The organism is Halocynthiibacter sp., assembly GCF_049608145.1.
In the GTDB taxonomy this organism is placed as follows: Bacteria; Pseudomonadota; Alphaproteobacteria; order Rhodobacterales; family Rhodobacteraceae; genus Halocynthiibacter.
Window position 1 is genome coordinate 19,397 of the sequence record NZ_JBMYXF010000024.1, and the last position, 24,012, is coordinate 43,408.

The following is a 24,012-nucleotide window of genomic DNA, read 5'->3' on the forward strand; positions in this document are numbered from 1 at the left end:
TCTGTCTCCCTTGCTTAAACTGCGCTGCCCCAAGGGCCGTTAAATTTCTGGCGTGCCACCTGCGGCCGCGTGGGTTCTGTCATTGGTTCTTCGCCACCAAACAATGCCGCGCGGGCACCTGCCTTATCTACCATATAATCACGCGCAAGGAAGTCTGCCACATATCCTTTCTTGGCGTCGGGCCAAGACATGTAATCGGCATAGAACCGTTCCTTGTGGCAGATGAACAACTGGCGGATGTCTTTGGGCGAAAGTTCCGCCAGCAACATGTTCACAAGATCACGGTCCGCGTGGTTGCGGGCGCGCAGCGTATAGAAATAGGCGGGGTGTTCTGACGTGATTTTAGGCCATTTCCCGGCACCATTGGCCCAACGCAGAAGATCGGCCAGACCATGGAACTCTCTCGGCAGGTCCGCGCCATAGCGTCGTGCCAGTGCGCGAATGTCACGACGCGTGGCGCCTGTCAGATCCTCGCCGGCGTCAGCGGCCACATCAACCACGATGAAATCCATTTTCTGTTGCAAAATCGCGGCTGCATCCACACCACGGGCTTTCACAATCGGTTCGACCAGGTCGTTATATTCCAGAAACTTTGCGATCTGGTTTCTGTTATCAAAATCAAACACATGCTTGATCGGAAGCTTATTGCCAAGCGCCACTTTGTCCAGCCGCGAAATCAACGCCGGATGATCCATATTCTGAAACAGATATAGCCCGCCAAAATGCGCAGACCAGAAATTTTCCTGTTTAAATGTAGGGGTTTTCAGGGTGATGGGTTGGCGCGTCACATCGCCGGTTTTCTTGGCTAGCGTGATCATGTTCGCGATCAATACATCATCCAGCCAGCCGTCATCTGTGTTGCGAAATTCGTTGATCATGCCTTCCAGACGGTTCGCATCAGACACATGAGCTTCGGTCGTGTCGGCCTCAATCGTGATCTGGCGGATATCAAACAGTGTCAGCGCATCGGACACCGCATAAACGGAATTCAGCAATTCCCCCGCCACCGCATCACGTGTGGTCAGGGCAAACAGCTGGCTTTCATTGCGGTCAATGAATTGGCGCAAAATCCCGCGAGAGGTCGAAAATTTCGCGTTCAACAAAGGTGTGGTTTTCTGATCCGTGGTCAGCAGAATAAACTGCCGATTACAGCCCCCGTGGTTCAGATACAGATGATCGCCCAGCTCATCCCCGATCTCAGGGGAATAGCCGGAAATATCAATGTGGAAATCCGTGAGGTTGGTCGTCTTCCCCGTCAAACTCTCCAGCGCACGATTGTAACGCGCAACCAGAGCCGGCGAGGAGACCTCAATCAAATTGCCAAACATCAGGCCATGTTGGATCAGTCGTTTCATTTTTCGGTATCCGCCCACAATTGAGGAGTAGAGGAAAGCTCCTGTAGTTCTTGCACAATTTCAGGCAAGCGGAACATTTCTAAACGCTCTTGTTCTGCATCAGAGATATCAGCTTTCATTCGACTAAGGTCTTCCAACTTTGCAACCAAGTATAAGATTACGATATGTGAATCAGGCAACCGATAATCGATGCTCGTATGCGTATATTCCCACAAACTCTCGCGTAGCCCGGGCAATCTCCTGCGAAGACCAATCAATGTTTCATCGACCGTTTGATCATGCATGTCTTTATGATATAAATTTAAGGCATGTATCTGACCATTCCCACCAGTTTCATCATCGATTATATCATTTGAAAAGCACCAATGAAGCCCCTGGGAAGGCGTTTCAATTACGCTCTGAACAAAAGATGTAAGCTTTTGATTGAAGAGTCTGTCGGCACGCAATTCATCACGCTGTCTCTGCTCCTGCTGCAATATCGAAATCTGCTGATCTGCCACTTTTGCTTGCTTCTGCATCGCATTAGCCATCTTCTCATACTCGCCACGTGCTTGGCGTAGCTCACGACGTTGCTCTCGTAACTCTTGGCTTTGAAGCAGGACAGTCATGATGATCCACAAGAAAGCGAGGCCACCAAAGATTCCGGCAAGCGTATCGCCAATTTCATTTGGACTTGCAGACAGAAATTCCTGCCATTTGCTTTCGTAGGACACAACACCGCAAGTTTCGAGAACGGCAAGCCACCCATAAATTCCAATGAAAATAACAGACAGAATAATTCCCCAAAGAATGGGGTTATTCTTTCGCCAGAAGCGATCCGTTCTCTCCTCACTCATCCGGGATGCTCCGTTTCAGATCACCACAAAGGTTCGCGCCCGGCGCCGAGGGTGGGCGTATTTCACGCCCGCCCTGGGGGGCGGGGTCGGGCGTGAACCGGGCTTGCAGCCCGGGAATTATGTGGCACGCAAAGATCACATCTGGCCTTTCAGGTACCGCCGTTTGGCTTCTTCATTCCGGCCAAAGTCTCGCACCATGTTTTCAATCGCCACCTCATCCGACTTATCAGCATAGCGAAATTCACTGTCGGCGTAGCGGTTGATCTCTTGCACGACCATATCCACGGTGATCGGCTGGCGCATGTCGGAAATCATCGCAAGCTTGGTGTTGTAATCCTTAAACAGGAACAGATCGGGGTTTTCCATCCATTCATCCGGCAATTCAAAGTCCATCGCGCGCACTTTCACAGCGTCCGTGATGTTCTTGATCGCACGGCCCGTGAACCGTTCATCGGCCTCCTGGATCGCCTTCAGATAGGTGCCCAATTTCGCAATGGTATCCAGCTCGCCGATCTGTGTTTCGGTCTGGTCCCATACGCGCAAAAGGCCTTCCTCATGCGGTTTTCCGTGGCCCTCAAAGCTGGCAGCAACGGCTTTTTTGATCTCTTGGGCAGCGAATAATTCATGGTCACCCGTCGGGATGTCATGGTTCTTGCCCATCAACAGATGCAGGATATCGATATAGTCATCGCGCGTCTGTGGCCCATCCACAAGGAAGCGCGCCCCGGCCCGTTGACGCAGCGCATCATCGACGTTTTCCGGGTAATTCGAGAACATCCCAAAGGTACAATTCCCGCGCACAACCGTGTTGGCGCCGGCGAAACTTTCCATCAAAACGGCGGTGATCTCAAGTTGCCCGGCAGAGGACTGACGATCCCCACGTTTGCCCGCCAACTGGTCGATATCATCGATTGTGCCGAAACCAATGACATTGGGATCCAGCACATTGTTGATGAAAGCCTTGGCGTTTTGGCCCGACTTTCCCTGATAGCTATCGATATTATCGGTCGATAGGTTTTGATAGCGAAACGGATAACCCGCGACCTGACAGTAATCATTGATCAAGCCCGCCATCATCTGGATCAGCGTGGTTTTGCCCGTGCCCGGTTTGCCATCGCCCATGAAGGTAAAGATGAAACCACCCAGTTCCGCAAACGGGTTCAGCTTGCGTTCAAAGTCATAGGCCATGACCATTTTCGCCAATTTCATCGCCTGATATTTCGCGATGTGGTTCCCGACGACCTCATTGGGTTTTTTAAAGCTCATGGTCAACTTGCTGCCCTTGGCGGCGCGCGCTGGCGTGAAACCAGCGATCGTCAGATCGTCGGCCTCGACCTTCCAAGATGCATTGTGGAAGGCATCCAGTTTACCCGCGTTTTGCGCCCGCAGACTAACCTTTTCCATCAGCTTTTCACAAAATGCCATGACGGTAGCGACCAGTTTTTCTTCTTCCGTCAGCGCGGAGAGTTCCTGATCCAGTTCCCAAAGCGCACCATGCAAAGCCAACTGACCATTGTCCGTCAGAACCTCTTCGACTTCACCAATATCGGCGGTGACCTCTGTCGCATGCGGGGCCAACAGGAAGGACGCGGCATTGGCGAATACCGATAGGGTGACAAGGGCCTCAGCCGTTAAAAGTTCGCTGAACGCGACCTTGCGATCATCGCCCAACGCGCCTTGCAGATTGTCACGTTTCATGGCGGCCAGATCGGTCGCCTCGCCAAAGTTTTCCGCCACAGCCAAAGCAATCGAAATCGCCCGGCGCAGGTCATTCAGAACCGTTGCCTCAAGCGGGCTGGTCAGCACATCTTCGCCGCCCAGACCCTCAATGCGCGCAATCAACTGCACCCCTTCGGGACGCGCGGTGGATCGCGTCACAAGGCCCGGCGTAGTAGACCGAAAACGGCGACGTGTCGGAATACCAGAAGAACTACCCGCAACAGGTGCAGCATCGCGCCCCTTACCAATACGCGGCGTATGATCGATCCCCGCCAACATATTGCCCGCAGCTTCATAATGTTTACGAATATCGTCTTCGCGCAATTCCATTTGATCGGATGAATGGCTCATAACTTTTTCCTCATAATTTTGCGCCCCTTTTCATCTTGCGGAAAATACTCCCGCCGGAGGCATCAATTCGTCAGCGATACCGCAGCACGCGGCCCTTTTCGCTGACGACAAATTTCTCAACACTGTTGAACCCTGCAGGTTTCATATCATCCAGAACCTGAAATGGGCGTTCGGGCATGATGATCGCGCGTTTGGTACGGGTGGCCCCAGTATCAACGCCATGTCCTGAAAACGGATCCAGCTTGAACACCTCGCGATCAACTGTGGAAAACCAGCCGGATTTCTCCTTCATGGTTTTTTCGCTTTCCAGGTCTTCAACGGTCCAGGCCAAAGCCCAGTCATTGCCTGCAGGCGCTTTGGCCTTTTCCAGAACTTCCCGGATCGGGCCATTTTGACGGGTGAAGGCAGATGAATACATCGGGCCGATGTGGATGCGACGCAGGCGTTTCGGATGCAGGTCGTCGAAATCCTGGTCAAAACCTTTGGCAATGGTCACCAGTTTCAACCCATTCAGCGCCTGTGCCATCAGGTGATGTTGCACCCCAGGCCAACGACGGCTGTCTTTGGGCAGGGCCGTGCGACCGCTGTCTTCAACCGACATCAAATAGATCACCGGCAGGTTCACCTGATTGTCCCATGTCGCCCAATGCACAAGGAATTCCCGGCGGTCATCATTGATGTTCCCCTGCCAAAGCGCCTCTGGATCATTCGATGCCCAGAAAAGTTCCCCCTTGGTCAATTCTTCATAGTACAGCCGTTGGGATAGGGCGAATTGCAGCTTTGTGGGGATCGAAAGATCACCGACAATCTGGCGGATCATATCATCTTTCAGCGCCTCGGTGGACGGCATGTTGCGCAGATGGTTTTCCGCTTGGCTCGCGTCCGTTGCCATGCGTAGGATTTCGGCCAGCACCGGAAAGCCGCTTTCCTGACGGTCAATCGTCATCTCATCCGCGGTCATGCCACCGACACGCCCGGTCATCAGATATTTGGTCGAAAGCGCCTGGAACGTGTAAGACAGCCCGGTCAGATACCGAGTCATCACGGCCATTTCCGCTTTGGAATACTCCCGTTCCTGCTGCATCACCGCCGCCACCCGTGTCAGATGGCGGGTGATCCGCTGAAACTTCACAAAATATCGCCGTGCCAGCCGCCCGTCCGAGAGGTCACTGTGATCGCGGGTGAGGTTAGCTTTCGTCATCGTCTCGCCTCATCATCCATCCAAGCCATACAATCCACCAAGAAATTGCAAGTCCAAGCAATAAAGCCCAATTGGGAACACCGAATATTCGTCTGATCTGATTGTCGCCAGAATAAATGTCGCCAAGTATCATGGTTGTCAGGATGCCGAGGAACACCCATAGGGCGAATGGGCCAAGAAATTCAGTCCATACAAGTTCCTTGGCGATCCGTTTGACTTCCTTCCGCCAGTTCATCCGCCGTAGAGGTTTTTATCGTGTTTCTCTACGATCTTCTCGAAACGACGTGCAAAACGCTCATCAGATTTCGCTTTGGCTTCCAGAACTTCGCGCGCAAAGACCATGTGATCTTCGTGCTTTTCCATCATCTCGGCCATACGCTGATTGGTGGCAGAACCGATGGCGGCCATGGCGGTTTGGGCTTTTTGGTCTGTTTCGACGCCGATTTCGTTGATTTGGTGGGCAACGTCTTGTTGTTGCGCGGTTTTCAAAGAACTTGTCAGGGCTTCATACAGAACCACACGTTGTTTGGTGTCTGTTTGCAGTTTGTTGATCAGAACCATCTGGGTCGCGGCTTGGTTCTGAAGTGAATCAACCCAAGTTTTACCCTTTTCGATGTAGCGTTCCAGGGTTTGGGATTTTGCAATCTTAACCTGTTCTTCTTGAACCATCGCGTTGTAACGTTCGTTCAGTGCAGCCAGTTCCGTTTCCAGTTTGGTGCGCGCAGCAGCATCCTGTTCTACGGCAATTTTGTTTTCAAGTTCGATCATCTTCGGGTCCATGCCCTGGATTTCCGCCTTGAGGGTTTCAAGTTCACCCACGGACATTTCACGTTCGTCTAGGGTTTCGGTCAGGTTGGCAGAGACCTTGTCTTTCTGTTCGTTCAGCACATTCAGCTGGCCTTCCAGAAGCTTTACGATCACATCAGATTTGGAAATCAGATCCTGCAGTTTATCATCAACAGATGCCGTGCGCATCCGTTCCTGACGCATGCTTTCGGATTTGCCTTTTGAGAAAATGCCAACGAAGGTTTCCCAACCGGTTTTGGTCCGCATTTCATCAAATTCTTTGGAGAACCCAGCGGTGACGTCATCCAGCCCCATGATGAGTTCGGCGATGTTAGAATTCATCAGTTCCGTATGAGAATGCACATCTTCAAGCGATGCATTTTCAATGTCGATGTCACTTTCCCCCGCTTTCATTTTTGCGCGGGCGGTTTCGATGCGGCTTGTGATTGCCTCGATCTGGGCCTGTGCCTCTGAAACCTGTTGCTGGCTTTGCTGAATCTGCGTGTTAAAATCGGCCATTGTGCTCCCTAATCCATTTACTACTGCACCTAATATAGGTCTGATAACGGAATTTTGAAGGGAAGGGCAGGGGAAATTGCCGGTTGCCTGCGTTTGTTTCAAGGCACGCAACCGGGGGGCGTGTTGGGGTATTAGTCTTGCGCGTCTGCTTGCAGCCATGCGGGGATATGGCTGATGTCTGGCAGAACGACATCAGCAAAGGGGGCCAGTTCTTCTGTCAGGGCGACACCGGTGAGAACGGCAATGGTTTTCATACCTGCCGCGCGGCCGGATTGTAGATCATGCAGGCTGTCGCCAACCATCGCACAGCGGGCCGGATCGACACCCACATGTTTTGCGAAAACCAGCAGCCCATCCGGCGCTGGTTTTGGTGTGTGGCCACTGTCAGCCCCCAGGACGAGATCAAAATCTTCACGCACACCAGCGTGTTGCAGATTGGCATATGCAGGTTCGAGCGTGTCATTGGTACAGACGCCAAGCTTCAGGCCCATATCGCGAAAGGTCTTCAGCAAAGGTGGCAATGGGGTGACTTCGACCGGGATCACTTCGGTCGCGATCCGGTTGATTGTTGTGTAAAGCCAATCTGCGTCAAAGTCGGGGCGCAGTTCGCGGGCTTTGGCCACGATTTCATGGGGGGTGCCTGCGATGATCACAGACCCGGCCTGAAATTTCCCCGTTTCGGCGTCGACACCCATATGATCGCCAAGGGCTTTTGCCTCTGCTGGGGTTGCTGTGATTTCAGCCAATGCGCGCACAGCCCATTGCCCCCACGTGCCCTCAAAATCAAAAAGCGTACCATCTTTATCGAATAAAAGTGCCCCGACGTCTTGTGCCATGATGCCTCCTTAGTCGCCCTGGTGGGCGTTTTCGTTTGTGAATGCTTAGGCCCGGGCTTTCTGTAATGCCAGAAAATTCTTGACGTGAATCAAACAAGTTGACATTGTCAATTACCATGAGTGACACATATGACCTCCACGCTTCGCTGGGCTATCAGATGTCCGTGACCGCGCGCCTATTGGAACGTGGCTTTGAAACGCGTCTGAAAGAGATCGGCCTGACCCGTATCACCTGGTGTATTTTGCTGGCTGCTGGGCCGCAGCGCTTGTCGCAACCTTCTGATATCGCTGATTTTGTTGGGATCGATCGCACTGCTACGTCCCGGGCACTTCGTCAGATGGAAACGGCTGGGCTGATTGCGCGGATTGGCGGCGACAAAGACAAACGTACGACATTTGTTGGTCTGACACCTGATGCGGAACATAAGCTGGAACAGGCCAGCCAGCATGCGCAGCAAAACGCCGGATACTTTGAGGACAAGCTGACGAAGGATGAAAGCAGTACGCTGCGTGCCCTTCTGGTCAAACTGCGGGCGGATGAAGACGATCCGTTGCAGCGCCTCTGATTTTCACCCCATTCGCCAGCCGGAGACCACGATCCATGGGCAAGCTATTTTCCTACAAAAACCGTCCGTTCCATCAGGGGGCTTACCCGCTGGAAAAACTTACACGCGTGCCAACGGCCCTTGGGGTTGATCAGCTTGGTCCGCAGACGGATTTGTCGTTTCGTCGTCCGGATGATCCCCTGTCTATTGTGAATGCGATGCAGGAATATCAGGCGATGTTGGATGCAACACGCGAAGGTTTGGTGAAAAAAGAGATTGCAGAAATTCCTACGGATTTGCAGGACCGGAGCGATCATTTGAAAAGTTTCGCTTACTTCTGTGATACGCCCATGGTTGGCGTTTGTGCGATTCCACCGGGGGCTTGGTTGGGCGAAAGCGTGTCGAACCCGGATGTGGATCGGCTGGAGCATAAGCTTGAAACCATGCAGGTGAAAACGCTTGCTGCTGGGGTGGATGTGGTGATGGCAAACCTGCGCGAAGCGCTGCGCACGCCGAACCCTGATTGCCACCATCATACCCATGCGATTGTACTGATGTATGATCATCAGCGCGACCCACGTGTGGATGAGGCCGGCAGCGATTGGATCCATGAAGCCCATGAACAACGTGCGGCCCTACGGGGGATGGAAACAGCCGTTACGCTGGCCAGTTATATCCGATCTCTGGGTCATGATGCCCGGGCGCATTCTATGGCGGCGACAGATGTTCATCTAAATCGCCTGGCGCTGGAAAGTGGCCTTGCAGCTGTTGAAAATGGGCAACTGAAGAACCCGTTCATTGGTGAAGGTTTCACTATTTCCGTTGTGACCACCACGCTGGAGATGGCGCCGGATCAACCCATAGCACCAGGGCAAAGCGGTGGCATATCCTGGACGCAGGGTTTGGGAAAACAAGCAAAGAATGCAAAGAACCGTGATCCATTTGCTAAGCGTGATTATGTCAAGGGCGCACATCCGTTTGAAACCTTGAAACGTGTAGACGACACGACAACCTATATTGACGCCGTGAACGTTGCCCGCGTGCCAAAACGTGCCAATATGTTTGCGCGCAGTCTGTTTGGCGACCTAGGGAAACATGTTCAAGAGGGGGCCAAGAACGGCAACTTTATGCGGAAATCTGCATCAGCCTTTGCCTTCCGCCCTTCACTTGGTGCCTTTATTTTGCTGCAGGATGGCGAGGCGGCAGAGGTGCATCCCTCCACCCTGAACCCGGACACTAACGCAGCCAACATTAAGGCGGCCCTGTACTGGCTTGGCGTCGATGCCTGTGGCCTCTCGGCCTGTCCTGATTTTGCCTATTATTCCCATGATGCCGCGGGGCAGGCGATCACGCCATATCATGACAACGCCATTTCCATGGTGATTGATCAGGGGCATGAAACCATGGAAGGCGCATCTGGCGATGACTGGATCGCCTGTGCCCAATCCATGCGGGCCTATTTGCGGTTTTCTTTGTTGGGCGGCGTTTTGGCTGAACACATTCGTCGTCTTGGCTACACGGCGCGCGTGCATAGTGTGATGGATGATGAAGTTTTACATCCACCGCTGTTGCTTCTCGCAGGGCTGGGGGAAGTTTCGCGTATTGGTGAAGTCATTCTCAATCCTTTCCTAGGGCCGCGCTTGAAATCGGGTGTCGTCACCACGAACATGCCAATGACCCACGACAAGCCGATTGATTTCGGCCTGCAGAAATTCTGCGAGGCTTGCAACAAATGTGCCCGCGAATGTCCGTCTGGTGCCATCACCGCCGGGCCAAAGTTGATGTTCAACGGCTATGAGATCTGGAAATCCGACAGTCAGAAATGCACAACCTACCGCATCACCAACAAAAACGGGGCCATGTGCGGGCGCTGCATGAAGACCTGTCCATGGAACCTTGAAGGCCTGTTCAAGGAAGAACCCTTTCGCAAACTTGCGATGACGGCACCGGGATCAGCAAAGCTGTTGGCGAAACTGGATGACTTTGTCGGCAATGGTGAGGTTGTTTCTGGCAAAAAATGGTGGTGGGATCTTGAGATGCTAGATGACGGTGCTTACCGCTCTCCAGCACACCCGGTGAATTCACGTGCCCTGCAGAAAGATCTGGATCTGAAATATGAAGATCAGACGCTGGCGGTTTACCCTGCCCCGCTTGCGCCGCCGCCCTGGGGCTGGCCCGCACCAATGGATCGTGAGGCTGGGATTGAAGCTTACGCAGATATGATCACCGCGGATGAACATAAAACACGTCGCGCACAGGGCACACCGCCGGAACACATCTATACCGCTGACAAAGCTGACAGTCCGGTGATACCGGTTGTGATTTCAAAAGCTGAGAAAATGACATCAGGCGTCACGAAATATGAATTCTCTAGGCCTGATGGGGCAGATCTGCCTCCGCTTACGGCAGGGGCCCATATTGATGTGGTCGTCGCGCCTGAGTTTTTCCGGCAATATTCCCTGTCTGGTGATCCGGCGGATTGCAGCAAGTATCAGATCGCGGTTTTGCGCGAAGACGAAGGGCGCGGCGGTTCCAAACTTATGCACCGGATCTTTGAAGAAGGGCGAAAAGTTTTCATCTCGCACCCGATCAACCATTTTCCGCTGGCAGAGGATGCAAAGTTCACCTTTCTCATGGGCGGTGGCATTGGTGTGACCCCGATGATTGCCATGGCACATCGTTTACATGCCTTAGGTCGTGACTTCGCGCTGCATTATTCTTGTTCCAAACGCGAAAACGCGGGCTTTCTGAAGGATCTGCCAAAGATGCCATGGGCTGATAAGGTGCATCTGCATTTTTCCGATGAAGACACGCGTGCCGATCTGAACGCACTTTTGCAGTATAGTGAAGGGATGCACACCTATACCTGTGGCCCAGAAGCGTACATGAATGGCGTTATGGACGCTGCAAAAGCAGGCGGTTTTCCGGAAGATGCACGCCATCTGGAATATTTTGCCGTGCCCGAAGCGCCGGAATATGAAAATCACAACTTTACCCTGAAACTTGCTAAATCTGGCAAGGTCATTGAAGTGAAAGCGGATGAATCCCCTACGGATGCCATTCTGGCTGCTGGGGTGCATATCGATGTGAAATGTTCAGATGGGTTATGCGGCGTTTGCAAATGCGGGTTGATTTCAGGCGAGGTGGAACATCGCGATTTTGTGCTATCCAATAAAGATCGGGAAACCTCGGTGATCCTTTGTCAGTCCCGCGCGGGTAAGCCAGATGGGGTGATCGAAGTTGATTTATAGGCAGAGAATCACCAGAAAAAGGGTTACCCATTTCTGGTGAGTTGATCACGTCCAGTTAATAACTTCGCCACCTGGAAGACTCATCCGGGCCTTCATCACCGTGTCATATGGCAGGTTGATGGCGTCGCAAAACTGTGTGACCCAGGCGTCATCCATCAGAAAAAAATCTAACACAGATCCTAAAAACTCTGTGTTACCAGCCTGTTGGCGCAGATCGTCCTGGGATGCACCGCTTGCTCCAAGGAACACCGGCAGCAGCTCTTCATTGCCAACAATCCATGCCAATGCTTGTAAACCAATTGTCTCGGCGGACTCCTGCGTCATCGTCATTTTGTTAACCCTTGTTAAAGCATTTTTTAAGTATTCTGACAGACAAGCGATGAACAGTGAATTCGAGCAAGGCAGGAGGAAAAAATTGGCAGGACGCATCCTCATAGTTGATGATGTCGCGACCAATCGCATCATGCTGAAGGTTCGCCTGACGGGGGCCTGCTATGATGTTGTTCAGGCGGACAGTGGAAGGGATGCGCTGATGATCGCGCGACTGGAACGTCCGAACCTGATCCTGCTGAACCACGATTTGCCTGACATGAATGGGGCCAGCGTATGTGAGGCGCTGTGCAAGGATCCGATGACACGCGGGATTCCGGTGGTGATGACTGTCGCCCAAACGGATAAAGATGCCCGCATCACCGCCTTACGTGCTGGTGCAGAGGATTATCTGACCAAGCCATTTGATGAGATGACCTTACTTGCCCGTGTGCGGAGCCTTTTGCGGGCTCGTGAAACCGAAAATGAACTGCGGATGCGTGACGATACCTCACGTGAACTTGGGTTTGCAGAAGCCACACCTGTCTTTGTCAACCCAGCCATTGTTGCACTGGTTGGCGACAACCGAGACAGTATTGCGTGGAAAGCGGGTTTGGGTGCATTGGGCCATCATCATCGCGTGAATGTTGTTGCCCAGGAAGATGCATTGGCTTGGCCTGCACCAGGATCGCCCGCGGAAACCACTGCCGTTGGTACAGCGGCCCAAACGCCTGATATTTTTGTTATTTCGGGTGATCTGAACAATCCGGATGAAGGTTTGCGGTTGTTGTCTGAACTTCGATCCCGACCTGCAACGCGGCATGCGGGCATTATAATGGCCTTACGCCAAGATGCTGCGCAGCAAGCCGTGATTGCGTTGGATCTTGGTGCAAATGATCTGATGTCTGGTGCATTTGATGCAGAAGAACTTAAGCTGAGGATTGATGCGCTTGCGGTGCGAAAACGTCGGTCGGATCAGTTGCGAAATTCGGTGCGTGATCGCCTGCGTCAGGCTATGCAGGATCCACTGACAAGTCTTTACAACCGCCGCTATGCATTTACGCATCTGGCCCGGATCAGCGATCATTCACGTAATTCCGGCAATTCGTTTGCTGTCATGATGCTGGATATCGACCGATTCAAGCAGGTGAATGATACTTGGGGGCATCAGATCGGGGATCAGGTACTATGCGCGGTGGCGAAGCGGTTGCAGGAAAATATGCGAGATGTTGATCTTGTCGCCCGTATCGGGGGGGAAGAATTCCTGGTGGCAATGCCTGACACAGATATTGAACAGGCCCGTCGCGCTGCAGAACGTTTGCGCAGCTTGGTCGAAGAAGTGCCGGTATTGGCGGGCCCTGATGTGCCACCAATACATGTGACCCTTTCAATCGGGGTGTCCATGGGCGGGCAATGCGAAGGCGAGAACACACATCCTGAAGGCCTATTGAAACAAGCGGATATGGCGCTTTATGCATCTAAAAATCAGGGTAGAAACACTGTCAGTTTTAATCTGAGTGCTGCGTAACTTCCAATCAATGAGAGCGGCGATCACGGCGCGTATTGATACGAATGATGTCTTCTACATAGGCGGCACGTTCTGCATCTGACATTTCAGAAATGACGTCAGCCAGTGCGACAGCACCCTGACGCATTCGTTCACCGCCTTCACGCATCTGTCTGGTCAGAAGATCTTCAAATGCTCCTCGGTCAAACGGGCTGCTCTGAAGCAATTCCAGCAGGGCCTCAGAATGTTGCTTTCGGGTCATTCCATGATCTGGGCGCTGGCGGTCATGCATGTTGCGCATGGCCCGACGATCTTCTGCGGGCAGAGCGCGGATCAGCGTAAAAGCATTGCTGCCGCCACGTGCATGTCTTTCTTTGTCGTCCCCAAACCGCAACGTCATGGCGCCAACCGCTGCAATCACGAGAAAGTTGAGTGACAAAGACAGGGCAAAGACGACCTTTATCCAGCGACGCATGCCTTTGGGGGCGATGTTGTTTTCCCGTTGTTCAGCCATGTTATCCCTCCTCCTGAAGGCCATCAAAGCCCGACGCAAATCCAAAATCTTCAGCCAGCGCAACACTTTCTGTATCGGCCAGGGTTGTCAGGTTGAACCCGCTAAATGCGACAGGCTGTACGGTGCCAATCCAGCCGCCAGCCAGAGTAGCGACAGCCATTCCCGATAAAGAAGGCCATCCCCCGATTGCATCAAGAAATGCTGCAAGGGCGGAACGACGGGGTATCTCTGCCTGAATGATTGGTTCGCCAGAAAGACCGGCGACGTCATCCTGTACATCAAAGGCAGCGCCTAACATGCGTGCCATAAAGTCGTCACCCGTATCGTGTTGATCGGAAGCAGAGGGTTTGGCAGCTGAAAACAACTGTTCCAGCATCGCATCATCTGCGTTCTGCGGTTTTTGCTTTTTGTCAGTCATCATTAAACCCCAGTTCATCCTGTTTTCCGGCAAGCTGTACCGCAAGGGCCCGTTTGCCCCGTGCTGTCAAACTTTCAACCGCCTCGACCCCAACACCCAGAACCGCTGCAATTTCCGGGTTTGAATACCCTTCGATATGACGCATCTCAACCGCGATGCGCTGACGTTCCGGCAGCGTTTCCAAAGCTTGATACAAAGCGCTGCGTCGTGCGTTTTGCTGCATCTGTGCTTCGGCTCCATCTTCTGCAGGGGCCATGGGTTCAGGCAGGTCATCCGTGTTCTGGCCACTGTCCTTTTGACGGCGGAACCAGTCAACGCAAAGATTGGAAACCACCTGATATAACCAAGTTGAAATCCGGGCACGTCCGGCTTCCCAGTTTCGGGACACTTTCCAAAGTCGTAGCAGGGCCTCTTGTGCGATGTCTTCTGCAATCGATCGATTGCTAAGCCGTCGCATCGCAAAACCCAAAGCAATCGGCGCAAAACGCTGCGTAAGCACACGCGCAGCGTTGCGATCACCAGATGCGAACTGCATCAGCAAACGTGTTTCATCTTCTGCGGTGTCACAATCAAAAGGCATCGCCATCCCTGAATGTTATTCCTGCCTGCATGCTTTTACAATCGGCCCCGGGCCCAATGCCCGGGGCGTTCCGTCGTGATCAGTTGTGGTGGCGTCCGCGGCGGCTTTCCATGTGTTCTTTTGCCGCTTCGAATTCCGCTTCGGAAATTGTGCCGTTTTCGTCTTCGTCAAAGCGATCCATGAACCCTTCGCGAGCTTCGTCATCGTGTTTGCCACGGCCTTCACCGGATGGCATTTCATCCATGGAAAGCATTCCATCGTCGTTCGCATCGAAACGGTCGATCATGCGGCTTGCACGGCGGGCTGCGCGACGACCACCCATTTCCTTAATCTCATCTTCGCTGAGAAGACCGTCGTTATTTGTGTCTCCTGTGTTGAAGCGTTCTTCACGCTTTGCTGCGCGGAATGTGGTGAATTCTTCTTCAGTGATCTGGCCGTCACCATTGGCATCAACCTGGGAAAATTCGATCTTGGGGCGGTCACCGTGGTGGCCAGCAGTTGCTGGCATGGCTGCTGTGATCATCAGGCCGGCGGCAATTGCGCCAGTTGTCATCCAGAGACGTGTGGTGTCAGAGGTTCGCTTCGCAAAGTTCATAGTCTTACCTTTCATTTGCAGCGCCTGCACTGTCTTCGTGGCGCTTTCACAAGGTAAAACGCAGCAGGTGGAAACTTCCGTCGCAAAAAGTGAAATTATTTTTCAAACCCCTGCGACATTGGCGACTTCGCAATTCTTTTGGGAATACCATATAAGGGCTGTCAGCTTATGATCTCTGAGGAAACGCGAATGACAGATTCAACAAGCGACACCCTTGCTTTGTCCCATGTGGAAGAGCGTCTGACAAAGCCGTCGCTGTTACGCGGCTGGCGTCGTCGGTGTCCTAATTGTGGTTCAGGCCCTATGTTTAAAGGGTATCTGAAGGTGCGGGACAATTGCCCGAACTGTGAAGAAAATCTGTCGCACCACCGTGCGGATGATGGCCCGGCATATCTGACTATCCTAATTGTCGGTCACCTTATGGCACCGTTGATTCTGGTTTTTTATGAAACCTTCCGTCCAGAGCCGCTGACACTGGCCACGCTGTTTACAGTTGGTTGTGTTGGACTTTCTCTGTATCTGTTGCCTAGGCTGAAGGGTATTGTTGTCAGCTATCAATGGGCTAAGCGGATGCATGGGTTTGGTGACTGACGCGCCCAATCGCGCAGGGGACAGATGATGACCATCGACAAAACAGCAATCCGCAATGCGGCGACGATTATTCTTGTGCGTCCGTCACAGGATGGAAACGCCGGTAATGCGCAGGTTCTGATGGGACAACGCGGTGCGAAAGCTGCGTTTATGCCCAATAAGTTTGTCTTTCCTGGCGGAGCGGTGGATGCAGGCGATGCAGATGTTGCACTTACCGGTGAAATATCTGCCGATTGCCAGGCACGTCTTGCAGAAGATGCAGATCCAGCACTTGTGGCGGCGCTTCAGGTGGCCGCCATTCGTGAGCTTTGGGAAGAAACAGGTTTGATCCTTGGCGTGCCAGGCGCTTTGAAATCCCCCACAGCTGATTGGGAAACCTATGCTGCGTCCGGCTTTGTTCCGTCGGGAGAAGCACTGAAATTCGTATTTCGTGCCATTACGCCTCCGGGGCGCCCTCGGCGTTTTGATGCGCGGTTCTTTATGGCGGATGCCAACGCAATTCAGGGCGATATAGATGATTTTTCGCATGCGTCGGATGAGTTGTCCGCGCTGCAATGGATCCGACTAGAAGATGCGCGCCATTTTGATCTGCCCTTTATTACCGAAGTCGTTCTGGCTGAACTTCATATTCGTTTAAGTGGCGCCGCCCGTGATCCGGGCGTTCCGTTTTTCCGCAACGACGATGAAGAAAGCCTGTTCCTGCGCCTTGGCGGAGAACGGCCACTGGATGCGCAGATCCGTGATGCCAGCTTTAAGTCACAACAATAAGCAGCAAAATTGAAGCTGTGATCAGCCCCATTGCGATAAGTTCGCGTGGGCTGGTCTTTTCTTTAAAGACAAAGAAACCTGCCAGAAAACTGAACAGAAGTTCGATTTGCCCGACGGCCTTTACGTAAGCAGCGTTCTGAAGCGTAAAGGCGGCGAACCAGCAAAAGCTACCAATCATAGACGTCAGACCGACCAGCCCGGCGACGCGCCAATGTTTTAGAACTTTTGTGATTTCACCTTTTTCACGCCAGGCCAGCCATCCTGCCATGATCAACGCCTGATAACTGGCGACCAACGCCAATGTGGTGCCCGCGCTGAGTACCACATCCGAGATGCCCAGTGACAGTGATGCCCCGCGATAACCGATGGCTGAGAATGCAAATAAAACGCCGGATCCAAGGCCAAGGGCAGACGCGCGATTGAAAAGACGCTGGCTCCAGTGTTTGCTGCCGCCTGTGGGGGGATCTGACAGCAGGATGACGCCCCAGAAACCGATGGCAATGGCAATGAGTCCGGCCTGTGTGACTGCCTCACCCAGAACCAGAAAGCCAACTATTGCGGTTTGTACGACTTCGGTTTTCTTGAATGTAATGCCAACTGCAAAATTTCGTTCAGCAAACAGGGCCACAACGCACATGGTCGCAAGTATTTGCGCGAGACCACCGATCAGTGCATAGGGCCAGAAAGTGCCGGGCACCGCAGGCAGGCTCTGGTCGCTGAACCGGGCGTACAACAGGATCAAAATACAAACGAGAGGGGCAGAAAAGATAAACCTAGAAAAGGTTGCGCCAGCGGTCGAAAAACTGGTCGATTTCAGGTGTTTTTGCAGCATAAAGCGCAGGTTTTGCGAAAATGCAGCTGCGATTGATATCCAGATCCATGCTTCCATACGGGCTTAGTGACAGCCTGAACTGGTAAAGTCGAGGATGTTAGTCTTTTTTCCACAACGGGTGTGGGACAGGGTCTTTGCGCCGGAAGAAATATTTGCGGAAAATCTCGGCGTATGACCGGTAAACATACCCGTCGTTCCGCGCCAGATACCGATCTTTATTTTTGCGATAGTAATCCCATAGCCGATACCAAGGGACAGCAGGGTGCATGTGATGAACCACATGCAGATTGTTATTTAGAAAGAGAAATGCAAGGGGCCCGCGATCTTCGATGATTACGGTGCGTGCGCGGGCCCGCTCATGTGCCTGATGTTCTAGGAAGGTGCGGATTTTCAGAATCGCCAAACCACAATAGGCCGCCAGTAAATAAAGCCAGGCAGGCATCTGACCAAGGGTGGTCAGCCATATGATGATCATTGCAACCCCAGGAATATGCCACAACCATCCAATCAGAACTGTGCGATCACCGGCCTTGATTTTATGCCAGTCCGTGACACTGAAACTGATGATGGAAATCGCTGGGCCAAGCAGCAGGCGCCCAGCCAGAGTGTTGTTAAAGGTCAGAACCATTTTCTTCCAGCGGGGCAATACGGCCCATATCTCGGGGTCCTGAAAGTTACTTTCAGGGTCATCGTAAGGATCAGTCAGGATCGAATCCTGATGATGTGCCAGATGTGTGTCGCGGAACCGCTGATAGGGAATGCACAGCCCCAAAGCTGGAAAAACCAGTGCCTCGGATAGGTGGCGATTGGCGAACGGATGACCGTGCAATACTTCATGCTGGAGGGAGGAATGCAGTGTGATAGACAGGGTTGTTGCGACAAACCCCAGAGGTAGCCACAGGCCTGACAGCGCTGTTGTTCCCAGAGCCCAAAGTGCATAGCAAAGAATGATCAGAGAAAACGTGGGCCACTCAACAAATTTGTAACCTCGGGATTGGTTTTTCATTATTTGTTACTTTCCAAAGGGATGCGACCCCAGTTGATCTTATTCCAAGTGCGTTCAAACAGAATGTAGACGGTCAATCCGATCACGGCGTTGACCAACGCCATCGCGCCGCCAACCATCACAGATCCAGTGAAGAAAAAGCCAACCAACATCATGGTTAGGAGGCCCATCACCTGCCAGAGAATCGCTTTTGTCCATGTGCGCTTGGGAGAATCCATAACTACCTGCCAATATTCGATTGGATATTTCTAGCGTTAGAAGGCTGATAAGGGTATTTGGTGAGTGGTAAACAAAATCCAACATATGTGAATTTATTCAATAATGGTGTATAAAACTGATAAAAGAGACCGCGCGCTACTGTTTCGTCAAAGGCTTAGCCAAGCGCTAGATCTTACGGAACTGAACCGTAGCAGCCTGGCGCTGGCGGTTGGTGTGGATCGTTCAACAATCTCTCAACTGCTCAGTGGAAGTGGTGCGCGCTTGCCGAATGCACAGGTGGTTGCTGAATGCGCCTCAGCGTTGGGGGTGTCTGCGGACTGGCTGTTGGGGTTGACGGAACGTCCGGAACGAACGGCTGATTTATTGGCATCAACGGTTCAGATGACAGCTGCACCCAGGGCGCTGGTCGATGAGCAAATCCTTGCGTGGCATCAGGAAGCGGCAGGTTACAAAATCTGCCATGTGCCCGCGACGATTCCGGATGTTCTGAAAACCCATGAAATGTTGCGATGGGAATATGCGCCGCAATTGGCGCGCACGGCGCGGCAAGCGATCGGTGCGGCAGAAGATCGATTGAACCTGATGCGCAATGATCTGTCAGATTTTGAAATCGCTATGCCGATTTCCGAAATCACCACGTTTGCCCGCGCCGAAGGGTATTATCACGGTTTGCCTGCGGCGCATCGGATTAATCAAATCGACCGGATCTTGGAGTTGCATGAACAATTGTATCCAAAGTTGCGCATTTACCTGTTCGATTCGAAAAAATTGTTTTCCGCACCAGTGACGGTTTTCGGGCCATTGCAGGCTGTCATCTATCTTGGTCAAAGCTATCTGGCGTTCCGGGATAAGGGTCGTGTCGATTCCATCCGGAATCACTTTGACAGCCTTGTGCGGGAAAGCGAATTTGACAGTCGTCAGTTGCCGGCGCGCCTTGAGATACTCCGTAAAAACATACGGTTATGAAGGTTTTAGGCGTGAAATAGCCGTTGGCATAAGGTGCCGAAATCTGACGGATTGAATTTTTGTAAAGATTGAGTCATATTTTCTAAAGACTTTGCACATATCCCAGAGGGCACAAGCCCCACCGTGTAGACAACGAGGCAAAATATGAAACGATTTCTTTCCCTGACGCTTGTCGTCACCCTTGCATCTTCTACCTCTGCATTTTCAGGCAGCATTGAATCTGCGTGTAATTCTTCTGATCGTAGTGCGGCCAATCGACAATTGTGTGGATGTATCCAGGATGTGGCCGACCTGACCCTGCAAAATGGTGATCAACGCCTGGCAGCGTCGTTTTTCCGTGATCCCCATAAAGCGCAAGAAGTGCGCCAGTCTGACCGCGCAAGCCATGAAAGTTTTTGGCAGCGGTATAAAAACTTTGGTCAGACCGCCGAAGTCTACTGCCGCGGCTGATCTGACTGCAACTTAACAATCAACGCTTTGGCGGCCTTTTGAATAAGATCAAAGGCCGTTGGGTAGTCACCCGTGTGCCAAGGGTCGGCGATTTCATTTGGCCCTGATGAATCCGGGTATTGCATGAAGCCAGTGATCCGTGTGCTGGCCTGCGCGGGGCGATCCGTGATGAGTTTGGCAACAACGGAATTATCCATACCAATGATTAGGTCAAAATCTTCGTAATCGGTGCGCGCGGTCTTTCGGGCTTTTAGCCCTGCCATATTATACCCGGCTTTTTGTGCAAGATCTTGCATGGCGGGGGTAGGGGCAGCCCCAAGACGATCGGCTGATATGCCGGCGCTGTCGAGATGCAGATCAAGGCCTGCATCTATTGCCATCTTCCGAACCAGTGCCTCTGCGGCGGGGGAACGGCATGTGTTCCCGTGACAGACAAACAGAATGCGCATCGTTCCCCCGTATGCCAGAGCCTGCGGAAGGGCCCTGGCGTAGTGTTGTTCAGTTGCTGTGATCACCATGTGACATTTCGCCAGCTTCACCTGCCTGACGTTCCAGATCAACCGGGATCTCAACCTCGATTTCCCCGGCGTTTTCAAACACGAAGGTCACTTTCAGAAGGTCGCCTTGGACAAAGCTTTGGTTCAGGCCCATAAACATGATGTGATCACCGCCACGCTGCAACATATGTGTTTCGCCTGCGGGGATCACAAAGCCATCGTCGACCTTGCGCATTTGCATCACGCCATTTCCAGCGTCAATATGTGTGTGCAGCTCGGTCCGTTTGGCAACTTCTGAACGGACATCGATCAGGCGGTCATCCGTGTCGGTGTGGTTCATGATTTCCATAAAGGCTCCGCCTGCCATGGCAGATGGGCTGGCTGAGCGTGCATAAGCATCATGCACCATGATGTCCTGCGCAAAAGCTGGAAGCGCCGTTAGGGCAAGCGCGGCTGCGCCAAAAATTGTTTTCAGTTTCATGTCGTTACTTTCAGTAGAAGGGCCAATGCCCGGGAGATATGAGGATTCACACTGAAAGGGGTGGTCCGCGTGCCTGTTGCGTTATGATGCAATCTTGGCATTGCTCTGTTTGGGCTGAAACGAAATAACCCAGCTTTATGACACGAGAAGGTGATTGCGCAGTAATTGCGGTGATCGGGGTCATGTCCATAAAGGACAGGGCACAATCGGGGCAATATTGAACGGGCCCAATCGGTTGATTGTCCTGATCAACCGCGATGACCTTCATCGTATAACCGGTACAGATCACGATTTGCCCGGCTGCCATTGCATGCCCCCGTGCAACAGCCATCGTTCCGCTGGTCATGATGATCAGGGCTGACAGAAGATATGCAACAAGGATGCGAATGCGGCAGGTCATAGAACTGCTCATACTGTAGAAACGCAGACAGGTGAAGCCCGTGCGGCAAGATCACGCTGTTCAGGTCGAAATGCAAAAAGCCCCGTCTAGGACGAGGCTTTCATACATGATGTCTCTGATAAAGATCAGGCGGCAGCTTGTGCTTTCGCGATGTCTTTTTTGATTTTCAGAGCGCTTGCAGAAAGTTCTGCGTCTTTTGCTTTTGCAAGGAACGCGTCCAGACCACCACGGTGATCAACAGTACGCAGAGCCGCAGCAGAGATGCGCAGGCGGAAGCCGCGATCCAGTGTTTCAGACTGCAGAGTAACATCGTTCAGATTCGGCAGAAACCGACGACGTGTTTTGTTGTTAGCATGGCTGACATTGTTGCCAGTCATTGGGCCTTTTCCGGTCAGTTCGCAACGGCGTGACATTTGCGTCTTCCTTGTCTTAGAGGGGCGTGGGCCGCCCGCGGTCGGTTGAGGCCGCGGAATCTCCGTGCCCATAAATTCATCTGCTGGCTCATAATGGGAATCACAGGGGGCGTCAACCGTCCGGCCCGTTTTCCGCCAGCAATATATATTTAAATACCCTTATCTTGTAAAAGTCGACCGGAAAGACATATTTTTAGGGCTGTATCTTTAACATTTGCAGAATTTCTGCTGCTGCGGCCGACGCATCGGTTTGCCCATCTGACACGGCCTGCCCCAGTGTATTCATGCGCGATGCAACGGCGTTGTTGGTCTGAAGTTGTGCAAGAAGGCTTTGACGCACTTCTTCTTCGAACCAGTAACGCGCCTGTTCTGCACGGCGTGTTGCCCAGTGGCCCTCTGTTTTACGCCAGTCAGCCAATGCCTTCATGTCATCCCAAGCGGCTTCAAGCCCGTGCCCTTCCCAGGCGGAAACAGTACAGGCTTTGGGGAAGTTTTCTGGATCATAGACGCGTTTGCGCATTAGACGCAGGGCGCCTGCATAATCGGCGCAGGTGCGGGTTGCGACATCTTTCAGGGCGCCATCTGCTTTGTTCACAAGAATCATATCAGCGATTTCCATGATGCCGCGTTTCACTCCCTGCAGTTCATCCCCGCCCGCAGGGGCCATCAGCAAGATGAACAGATCTGACATCTGGGCCACTGTGGTTTCGGATTGTCCAACACCAACGGTTTCAATCAGGATGACGTCAAATCCGGCAGCTTCACACAGGGCGACGGCTTCACGGGTGCGACGGGCGACGCCGCCCAATTCGGTTTGGCTGGGAGAAGGCCGAATAAAGGCGTTGCGATCACGTGACAAGTGTTCCATCCGGGTTTTGTCCCCCAGAATAGAACCGCCGGACCGTGCGGATGATGGGTCCACGGCTAGAACTGCAACTTTCAGTGCTTGACCGGTTAACATCAGGCCGAAACTTTCGATGAAACTGGATTTTCCGACGCCTGGCGTTCCGGACAGTCCGATATGCAGGGCCTGGCGTTCAGGGGCATGGTTGCGTAAGGTTTCAAGAAGGGTCCGTGATTGCGCGCGATGATCCGCACGGCTGCTTTCTACAAGTGTAATTGCACGCGCCAAGGCCCGGCGTTCCCCCGCTACAATCCGCTTTGCCATATCCACGATATCCATCGGCGTTTCCCCCTCATTTGGCCCCTTTATCGGTTATGGCAATCGGTGACGTGACACACAAGCTTGATCCCATCGGTTTGCTGCGGCAATAAGCCAGTATGTCCAAAACATTTGCCCTCCCTATTGATGATGTTCTGCCCGAACTTCTGACCGCAGTCTCCGAACATGGGCAGGCTGTTTTGCAGGCCCCGCCAGGTGCAGGTAAGACCACTAAAGTGCCTTTGGCATTGCTTGATGTCATTCCATCTGGTCGCATTCTTATGCTTGAGCCGCGCCGTCTTGCGGCCCGTGCTGCCGCCGCGCGTATGGCAGAGACCCTGGGTGAAAAACCTGGTGATACTGTGGGGTACCGTATTCGTGGGGAAAGCAAGACGTCCGCCCGAACCCGGATCGAAGTGGTGACCGAAGGCATTTTGACGCGGATGATCCAAAGTGATCCTGAACTAAGTGGCGTCAGTTGTGTCATCTTTGATGAATTTCATGAACGATCATTGAATGCGGATCTGGGTCTGGCACTGACCTGTGAAATACGGGGGGCGCTGCGTGAAGATCTGAAATTGATCGTGATGTCTGCAACATTGGATGCGGAACCCGTTGCTTTGATGTTGGGCGGGGCACCTGTCATCACATCAGAAGGGCGGGCCTATCCGGTGGAAACCCGCTGGCTGGCCCGGCCACGCCCGGCCAAGCAGCGATTGGAAGACGCGACGGCTGACTTGATCCTAGACGCATTAAATACCGAACAAGGTAGCGTTCTCGCCTTTTTACCAGGGGAAGGAGAGATCCGACGCACGGAAAACCTGTTGAAAGGCAAGCTGCCCCCGGACACAGAATTGCACCCTCTTTTCGGCGCAATGGATATCAAAGCGCAACGGGCTGCGATC

At 52.8% G+C, this 24,012-nt stretch carries 27 protein-coding genes; 8 read left to right on the plus strand and 19 right to left on the minus strand.

Annotated elements, in window-relative coordinates; genetic code table 11:
- Positions 1 to 14: 14 nt before the first annotated feature.
- The 6 genes from ACPGUT_RS09075 to ACPGUT_RS09100 form a co-directional block, all read right to left on the minus strand.
- A complete protein-coding gene (locus tag ACPGUT_RS09075) occupies positions 15 to 1,355 on the minus strand; it encodes a DUF6638 family protein (protein ID WP_423990564.1) in 1,341 nt (446 codons plus the stop codon).
- The gene (locus ACPGUT_RS09080; protein ID WP_423990566.1) at positions 1,352 to 2,191 is read right to left on the minus strand and encodes a hypothetical protein; all 840 of its coding nucleotides are present in this window, start codon (positions 2,189 to 2,191) and stop codon (positions 1,352 to 1,354) included. The genes ACPGUT_RS09075 and ACPGUT_RS09080 overlap by 4 nt, the downstream gene beginning before the upstream one ends.
- Positions 2,192 to 2,326: 135 nt before the next feature.
- Entirely contained in the window at positions 2,327 to 4,261 is a 1,935-nt protein-coding gene (locus ACPGUT_RS09085) for an ATP-binding protein (RefSeq protein WP_423990568.1), read from the minus strand.
- Positions 4,262 to 4,331: 70 nt separating this feature from the next.
- The gene (locus ACPGUT_RS09090; protein ID WP_423990570.1) at positions 4,332 to 5,462 is read right to left on the minus strand and encodes a hypothetical protein; all 1,131 of its coding nucleotides are present in this window, start codon (positions 5,460 to 5,462) and stop codon (positions 4,332 to 4,334) included.
- A gap of 231 nt (positions 5,463 to 5,693) precedes the next feature.
- Entirely contained in the window at positions 5,694 to 6,767 is a 1,074-nt protein-coding gene (locus ACPGUT_RS09095; RefSeq protein ID WP_423990572.1) for a hypothetical protein, read from the minus strand.
- 131 nt (positions 6,768 to 6,898) lie between these two features.
- The gene (locus ACPGUT_RS09100; RefSeq protein WP_423990574.1) at positions 6,899 to 7,603 is read right to left on the minus strand and encodes an HAD family hydrolase; all 705 of its coding nucleotides are present in this window, start codon (positions 7,601 to 7,603) and stop codon (positions 6,899 to 6,901) included.
- Between the two features lie 116 nt (positions 7,604 to 7,719).
- On the opposite strand from ACPGUT_RS09100, the gene ACPGUT_RS09105 reads away from it, so the two are divergent.
- On the plus strand, positions 7,720 to 8,169 hold the full coding sequence (locus ACPGUT_RS09105) for a MarR family winged helix-turn-helix transcriptional regulator (RefSeq protein ID WP_423990576.1): 450 nt from the start codon (positions 7,720 to 7,722) through the stop codon (positions 8,167 to 8,169).
- A gap of 35 nt (positions 8,170 to 8,204) precedes the next feature.
- The gene (locus ACPGUT_RS09110; protein ID WP_423990578.1) at positions 8,205 to 11,399 is read left to right on the plus strand and encodes a reductive dehalogenase; all 3,195 of its coding nucleotides are present in this window, start codon (positions 8,205 to 8,207) and stop codon (positions 11,397 to 11,399) included.
- Between the two features lie 45 nt (positions 11,400 to 11,444).
- Here the strand turns inward: ACPGUT_RS09110 and ACPGUT_RS09115 are convergent, their stop codons facing one another.
- Positions 11,445 to 11,729 carry a DUF3572 domain-containing protein gene (locus ACPGUT_RS09115; protein ID WP_423990580.1) on the minus strand — a complete coding sequence of 95 codons (285 nt, stop codon included), beginning with the start codon at positions 11,727 to 11,729 and terminating at the stop codon, positions 11,445 to 11,447.
- Between the two features lie 85 nt (positions 11,730 to 11,814).
- On the opposite strand from ACPGUT_RS09115, the gene ACPGUT_RS09120 reads away from it, so the two are divergent.
- Complete coding sequence (locus ACPGUT_RS09120) at positions 11,815 to 13,236, plus strand: diguanylate cyclase domain-containing protein (protein WP_423990582.1); 1,422 nt, start codon at positions 11,815 to 11,817, stop codon at positions 13,234 to 13,236.
- A 7-nt stretch (positions 13,237 to 13,243) separates the two neighbouring features.
- Here the strand turns inward: ACPGUT_RS09120 and ACPGUT_RS09125 are convergent, their stop codons facing one another.
- The 4 genes from ACPGUT_RS09125 to ACPGUT_RS09140 form a co-directional block, all read right to left on the minus strand.
- A complete protein-coding gene (locus ACPGUT_RS09125; RefSeq protein WP_423990584.1) occupies positions 13,244 to 13,729 on the minus strand; it encodes a periplasmic heavy metal sensor in 486 nt (161 codons plus the stop codon).
- Position 13,730: 1 nt separating this feature from the next.
- The gene (locus ACPGUT_RS09130) at positions 13,731 to 14,147 is read right to left on the minus strand and encodes a hypothetical protein (protein ID WP_423990586.1); all 417 of its coding nucleotides are present in this window, start codon (positions 14,145 to 14,147) and stop codon (positions 13,731 to 13,733) included.
- Positions 14,140 to 14,733 carry a sigma-70 family RNA polymerase sigma factor gene (locus ACPGUT_RS09135; protein ID WP_423990588.1) on the minus strand — a complete coding sequence of 198 codons (594 nt, stop codon included), beginning with the start codon at positions 14,731 to 14,733 and terminating at the stop codon, positions 14,140 to 14,142. Before ACPGUT_RS09135 ends, ACPGUT_RS09130 begins: the two co-directional genes overlap by 8 nt.
- A 73-nt stretch (positions 14,734 to 14,806) precedes the next feature.
- On the minus strand, positions 14,807 to 15,337 hold the full coding sequence (locus tag ACPGUT_RS09140; RefSeq protein ID WP_423990590.1) for an EF-hand domain-containing protein: 531 nt from the start codon (positions 15,335 to 15,337) through the stop codon (positions 14,807 to 14,809).
- Between the two features lie 174 nt (positions 15,338 to 15,511).
- On the opposite strand from ACPGUT_RS09140, the gene ACPGUT_RS09145 reads away from it, so the two are divergent.
- Positions 15,512 to 15,913, plus strand: coding sequence for a DUF983 domain-containing protein (locus ACPGUT_RS09145; protein ID WP_423990592.1), 402 nt, complete (start codon positions 15,512 to 15,514; stop codon positions 15,911 to 15,913).
- Between the two features lie 27 nt (positions 15,914 to 15,940).
- A complete protein-coding gene (locus ACPGUT_RS09150) occupies positions 15,941 to 16,681 on the plus strand; it encodes an NUDIX hydrolase (protein ID WP_423990594.1) in 741 nt (246 codons plus the stop codon).
- Here the strand turns inward: ACPGUT_RS09150 and ACPGUT_RS09155 are convergent.
- Genes ACPGUT_RS09155 through ACPGUT_RS09165 form a run of 3 tightly spaced genes read right to left on the minus strand, consistent with a single transcriptional unit; the run spans position 16,665 to position 18,737 of the window.
- A complete protein-coding gene (locus ACPGUT_RS09155; protein ID WP_423990596.1) occupies positions 16,665 to 17,570 on the minus strand; it encodes a DMT family transporter in 906 nt (301 codons plus the stop codon). The two genes, ACPGUT_RS09150 and ACPGUT_RS09155, sit on opposite strands and share 17 nt — an antisense overlap.
- A 40-nt stretch (positions 17,571 to 17,610) precedes the next feature.
- On the minus strand, positions 17,611 to 18,519 hold the full coding sequence (locus ACPGUT_RS09160; protein ID WP_423990598.1) for a fatty acid desaturase: 909 nt from the start codon (positions 18,517 to 18,519) through the stop codon (positions 17,611 to 17,613).
- Positions 18,519 to 18,737 carry a DUF2061 domain-containing protein gene (locus ACPGUT_RS09165; RefSeq protein ID WP_423990600.1) on the minus strand — a complete coding sequence of 73 codons (219 nt, stop codon included), beginning with the start codon at positions 18,735 to 18,737 and terminating at the stop codon, positions 18,519 to 18,521. The genes ACPGUT_RS09160 and ACPGUT_RS09165 overlap by 1 nt, the downstream gene beginning before the upstream one ends.
- Positions 18,738 to 18,840: 103 nt before the next feature.
- Here ACPGUT_RS09165 and ACPGUT_RS09170 point away from each other — a divergent pair, with 103 nt between their 5' ends.
- Together ACPGUT_RS09170 and ACPGUT_RS09175 are read left to right on the plus strand one after the other, a co-directional pair.
- Positions 18,841 to 19,704, plus strand: coding sequence for a helix-turn-helix domain-containing protein (locus ACPGUT_RS09170; protein ID WP_423990602.1), 864 nt, complete (start codon positions 18,841 to 18,843; stop codon positions 19,702 to 19,704).
- Between the two features lie 144 nt (positions 19,705 to 19,848).
- The gene (locus tag ACPGUT_RS09175; protein ID WP_423990603.1) at positions 19,849 to 20,154 is read left to right on the plus strand and encodes a hypothetical protein; all 306 of its coding nucleotides are present in this window, start codon (positions 19,849 to 19,851) and stop codon (positions 20,152 to 20,154) included.
- On the opposite strand, the gene ACPGUT_RS09180 is transcribed toward ACPGUT_RS09175, so the two are convergent.
- From ACPGUT_RS09180 to meaB, 5 genes are all read right to left on the minus strand, one after another.
- On the minus strand, positions 20,139 to 20,603 hold the full coding sequence (locus tag ACPGUT_RS09180) for a low molecular weight protein-tyrosine-phosphatase (RefSeq protein ID WP_423990605.1): 465 nt from the start codon (positions 20,601 to 20,603) through the stop codon (positions 20,139 to 20,141). The two genes, ACPGUT_RS09175 and ACPGUT_RS09180, sit on opposite strands and share 16 nt — an antisense overlap.
- 49 nt (positions 20,604 to 20,652) lie before the next feature.
- Entirely contained in the window at positions 20,653 to 21,132 is a 480-nt protein-coding gene (locus tag ACPGUT_RS09185; RefSeq protein ID WP_423990607.1) for a copper chaperone PCu(A)C, read from the minus strand.
- Positions 21,133 to 21,178: 46 nt separating this feature from the next.
- Entirely contained in the window at positions 21,179 to 21,532 is a 354-nt protein-coding gene (locus ACPGUT_RS09190; protein WP_423990609.1) for a hypothetical protein, read from the minus strand.
- A gap of 125 nt (positions 21,533 to 21,657) precedes the next feature.
- Positions 21,658 to 21,945: a 50S ribosomal protein L28 gene (gene rpmB, locus ACPGUT_RS09195; RefSeq protein WP_423990611.1), complete on the minus strand. Its 288-nt coding sequence runs from the start codon at positions 21,943 to 21,945 to the stop codon at positions 21,658 to 21,660.
- A gap of 193 nt (positions 21,946 to 22,138) precedes the next feature.
- Positions 22,139 to 23,128, minus strand: a complete 990-nt coding sequence (gene meaB, locus ACPGUT_RS09200; RefSeq protein ID WP_423990613.1) for a methylmalonyl Co-A mutase-associated GTPase MeaB — start codon at positions 23,126 to 23,128, stop codon at positions 22,139 to 22,141.
- A 98-nt stretch (positions 23,129 to 23,226) separates the two neighbouring features.
- Here meaB and ACPGUT_RS09205 point away from each other — a divergent pair.
- A partial coding sequence (locus ACPGUT_RS09205; RefSeq protein WP_423990615.1) for a DEAD/DEAH box helicase occupies positions 23,227 to 24,012 on the plus strand: 786 nt, incomplete at its 3' end.

What these genes read in the sequence shown, in the direction of transcription:
- ACPGUT_RS09080 (WP_423990566.1), bottom strand. Translation starts at nt 2,191, where the DNA reads ATGAGTGAGGAGAGAACGGATCGCTTCTGGCGAAAGAATAACCCCATT.
- ACPGUT_RS09075 (WP_423990564.1), bottom strand. Translation starts at nt 1,355, where the DNA reads ATGAAACGACTGATCCAACATGGCCTGATGTTTGGCAATTTGATTGAG.
- ACPGUT_RS09180 (WP_423990605.1), bottom strand. Translation starts at nt 20,603, where the DNA reads ATGCGCATTCTGTTTGTCTGTCACGGGAACACATGCCGTTCCCCCGCC.
- ACPGUT_RS09165 (WP_423990600.1), bottom strand. Translation starts at nt 18,737, where the DNA reads ATGGATTCTCCCAAGCGCACATGGACAAAAGCGATTCTCTGGCAGGTG.
- ACPGUT_RS09160 (WP_423990598.1), bottom strand. Translation starts at nt 18,519, where the DNA reads ATGAAAAACCAATCCCGAGGTTACAAATTTGTTGAGTGGCCCACGTTT.
- ACPGUT_RS09190 (WP_423990609.1), bottom strand. Translation starts at nt 21,532, where the DNA reads ATGACCTGCCGCATTCGCATCCTTGTTGCATATCTTCTGTCAGCCCTG.
- ACPGUT_RS09170 (WP_423990602.1), top strand. Translation starts at nt 18,841, where the DNA reads ATGGTGTATAAAACTGATAAAAGAGACCGCGCGCTACTGTTTCGTCAA.
- ACPGUT_RS09155 (WP_423990596.1), bottom strand. Translation starts at nt 17,570, where the DNA reads ATGGAAGCATGGATCTGGATATCAATCGCAGCTGCATTTTCGCAAAAC.
- ACPGUT_RS09095 (WP_423990572.1), bottom strand. Translation starts at nt 6,767, where the DNA reads ATGGCCGATTTTAACACGCAGATTCAGCAAAGCCAGCAACAGGTTTCA.
- ACPGUT_RS09100 (WP_423990574.1), bottom strand. Translation starts at nt 7,603, where the DNA reads ATGGCACAAGACGTCGGGGCACTTTTATTCGATAAAGATGGTACGCTT.
- ACPGUT_RS09140 (WP_423990590.1), bottom strand. Translation starts at nt 15,337, where the DNA reads ATGAAAGGTAAGACTATGAACTTTGCGAAGCGAACCTCTGACACCACA.
- rpmB (WP_423990611.1), bottom strand. Translation starts at nt 21,945, where the DNA reads ATGTCACGCCGTTGCGAACTGACCGGAAAAGGCCCAATGACTGGCAAC.
- ACPGUT_RS09105 (WP_423990576.1), top strand. Translation starts at nt 7,720, where the DNA reads ATGAGTGACACATATGACCTCCACGCTTCGCTGGGCTATCAGATGTCC.
- ACPGUT_RS09125 (WP_423990584.1), bottom strand. Translation starts at nt 13,729, where the DNA reads ATGGCTGAACAACGGGAAAACAACATCGCCCCCAAAGGCATGCGTCGC.
- ACPGUT_RS09090 (WP_423990570.1), bottom strand. Translation starts at nt 5,462, where the DNA reads ATGACGAAAGCTAACCTCACCCGCGATCACAGTGACCTCTCGGACGGG.
- ACPGUT_RS09145 (WP_423990592.1), top strand. Translation starts at nt 15,512, where the DNA reads ATGACAGATTCAACAAGCGACACCCTTGCTTTGTCCCATGTGGAAGAG.
- ACPGUT_RS09110 (WP_423990578.1), top strand. Translation starts at nt 8,205, where the DNA reads ATGGGCAAGCTATTTTCCTACAAAAACCGTCCGTTCCATCAGGGGGCT.
- ACPGUT_RS09175 (WP_423990603.1), top strand. Translation starts at nt 19,849, where the DNA reads ATGAAACGATTTCTTTCCCTGACGCTTGTCGTCACCCTTGCATCTTCT.
- ACPGUT_RS09085 (WP_423990568.1), bottom strand. Translation starts at nt 4,261, where the DNA reads ATGAGCCATTCATCCGATCAAATGGAATTGCGCGAAGACGATATTCGT.
- ACPGUT_RS09130 (WP_423990586.1), bottom strand. Translation starts at nt 14,147, where the DNA reads ATGACTGACAAAAAGCAAAAACCGCAGAACGCAGATGATGCGATGCTG.
- meaB (WP_423990613.1), bottom strand. Translation starts at nt 23,128, where the DNA reads ATGGATATCGTGGATATGGCAAAGCGGATTGTAGCGGGGGAACGCCGG.
- ACPGUT_RS09135 (WP_423990588.1), bottom strand. Translation starts at nt 14,733, where the DNA reads ATGGCGATGCCTTTTGATTGTGACACCGCAGAAGATGAAACACGTTTG.
- ACPGUT_RS09150 (WP_423990594.1), top strand. Translation starts at nt 15,941, where the DNA reads ATGACCATCGACAAAACAGCAATCCGCAATGCGGCGACGATTATTCTT.
- ACPGUT_RS09115 (WP_423990580.1), bottom strand. Translation starts at nt 11,729, where the DNA reads ATGACGATGACGCAGGAGTCCGCCGAGACAATTGGTTTACAAGCATTG.
- ACPGUT_RS09185 (WP_423990607.1), bottom strand. Translation starts at nt 21,132, where the DNA reads ATGAAACTGAAAACAATTTTTGGCGCAGCCGCGCTTGCCCTAACGGCG.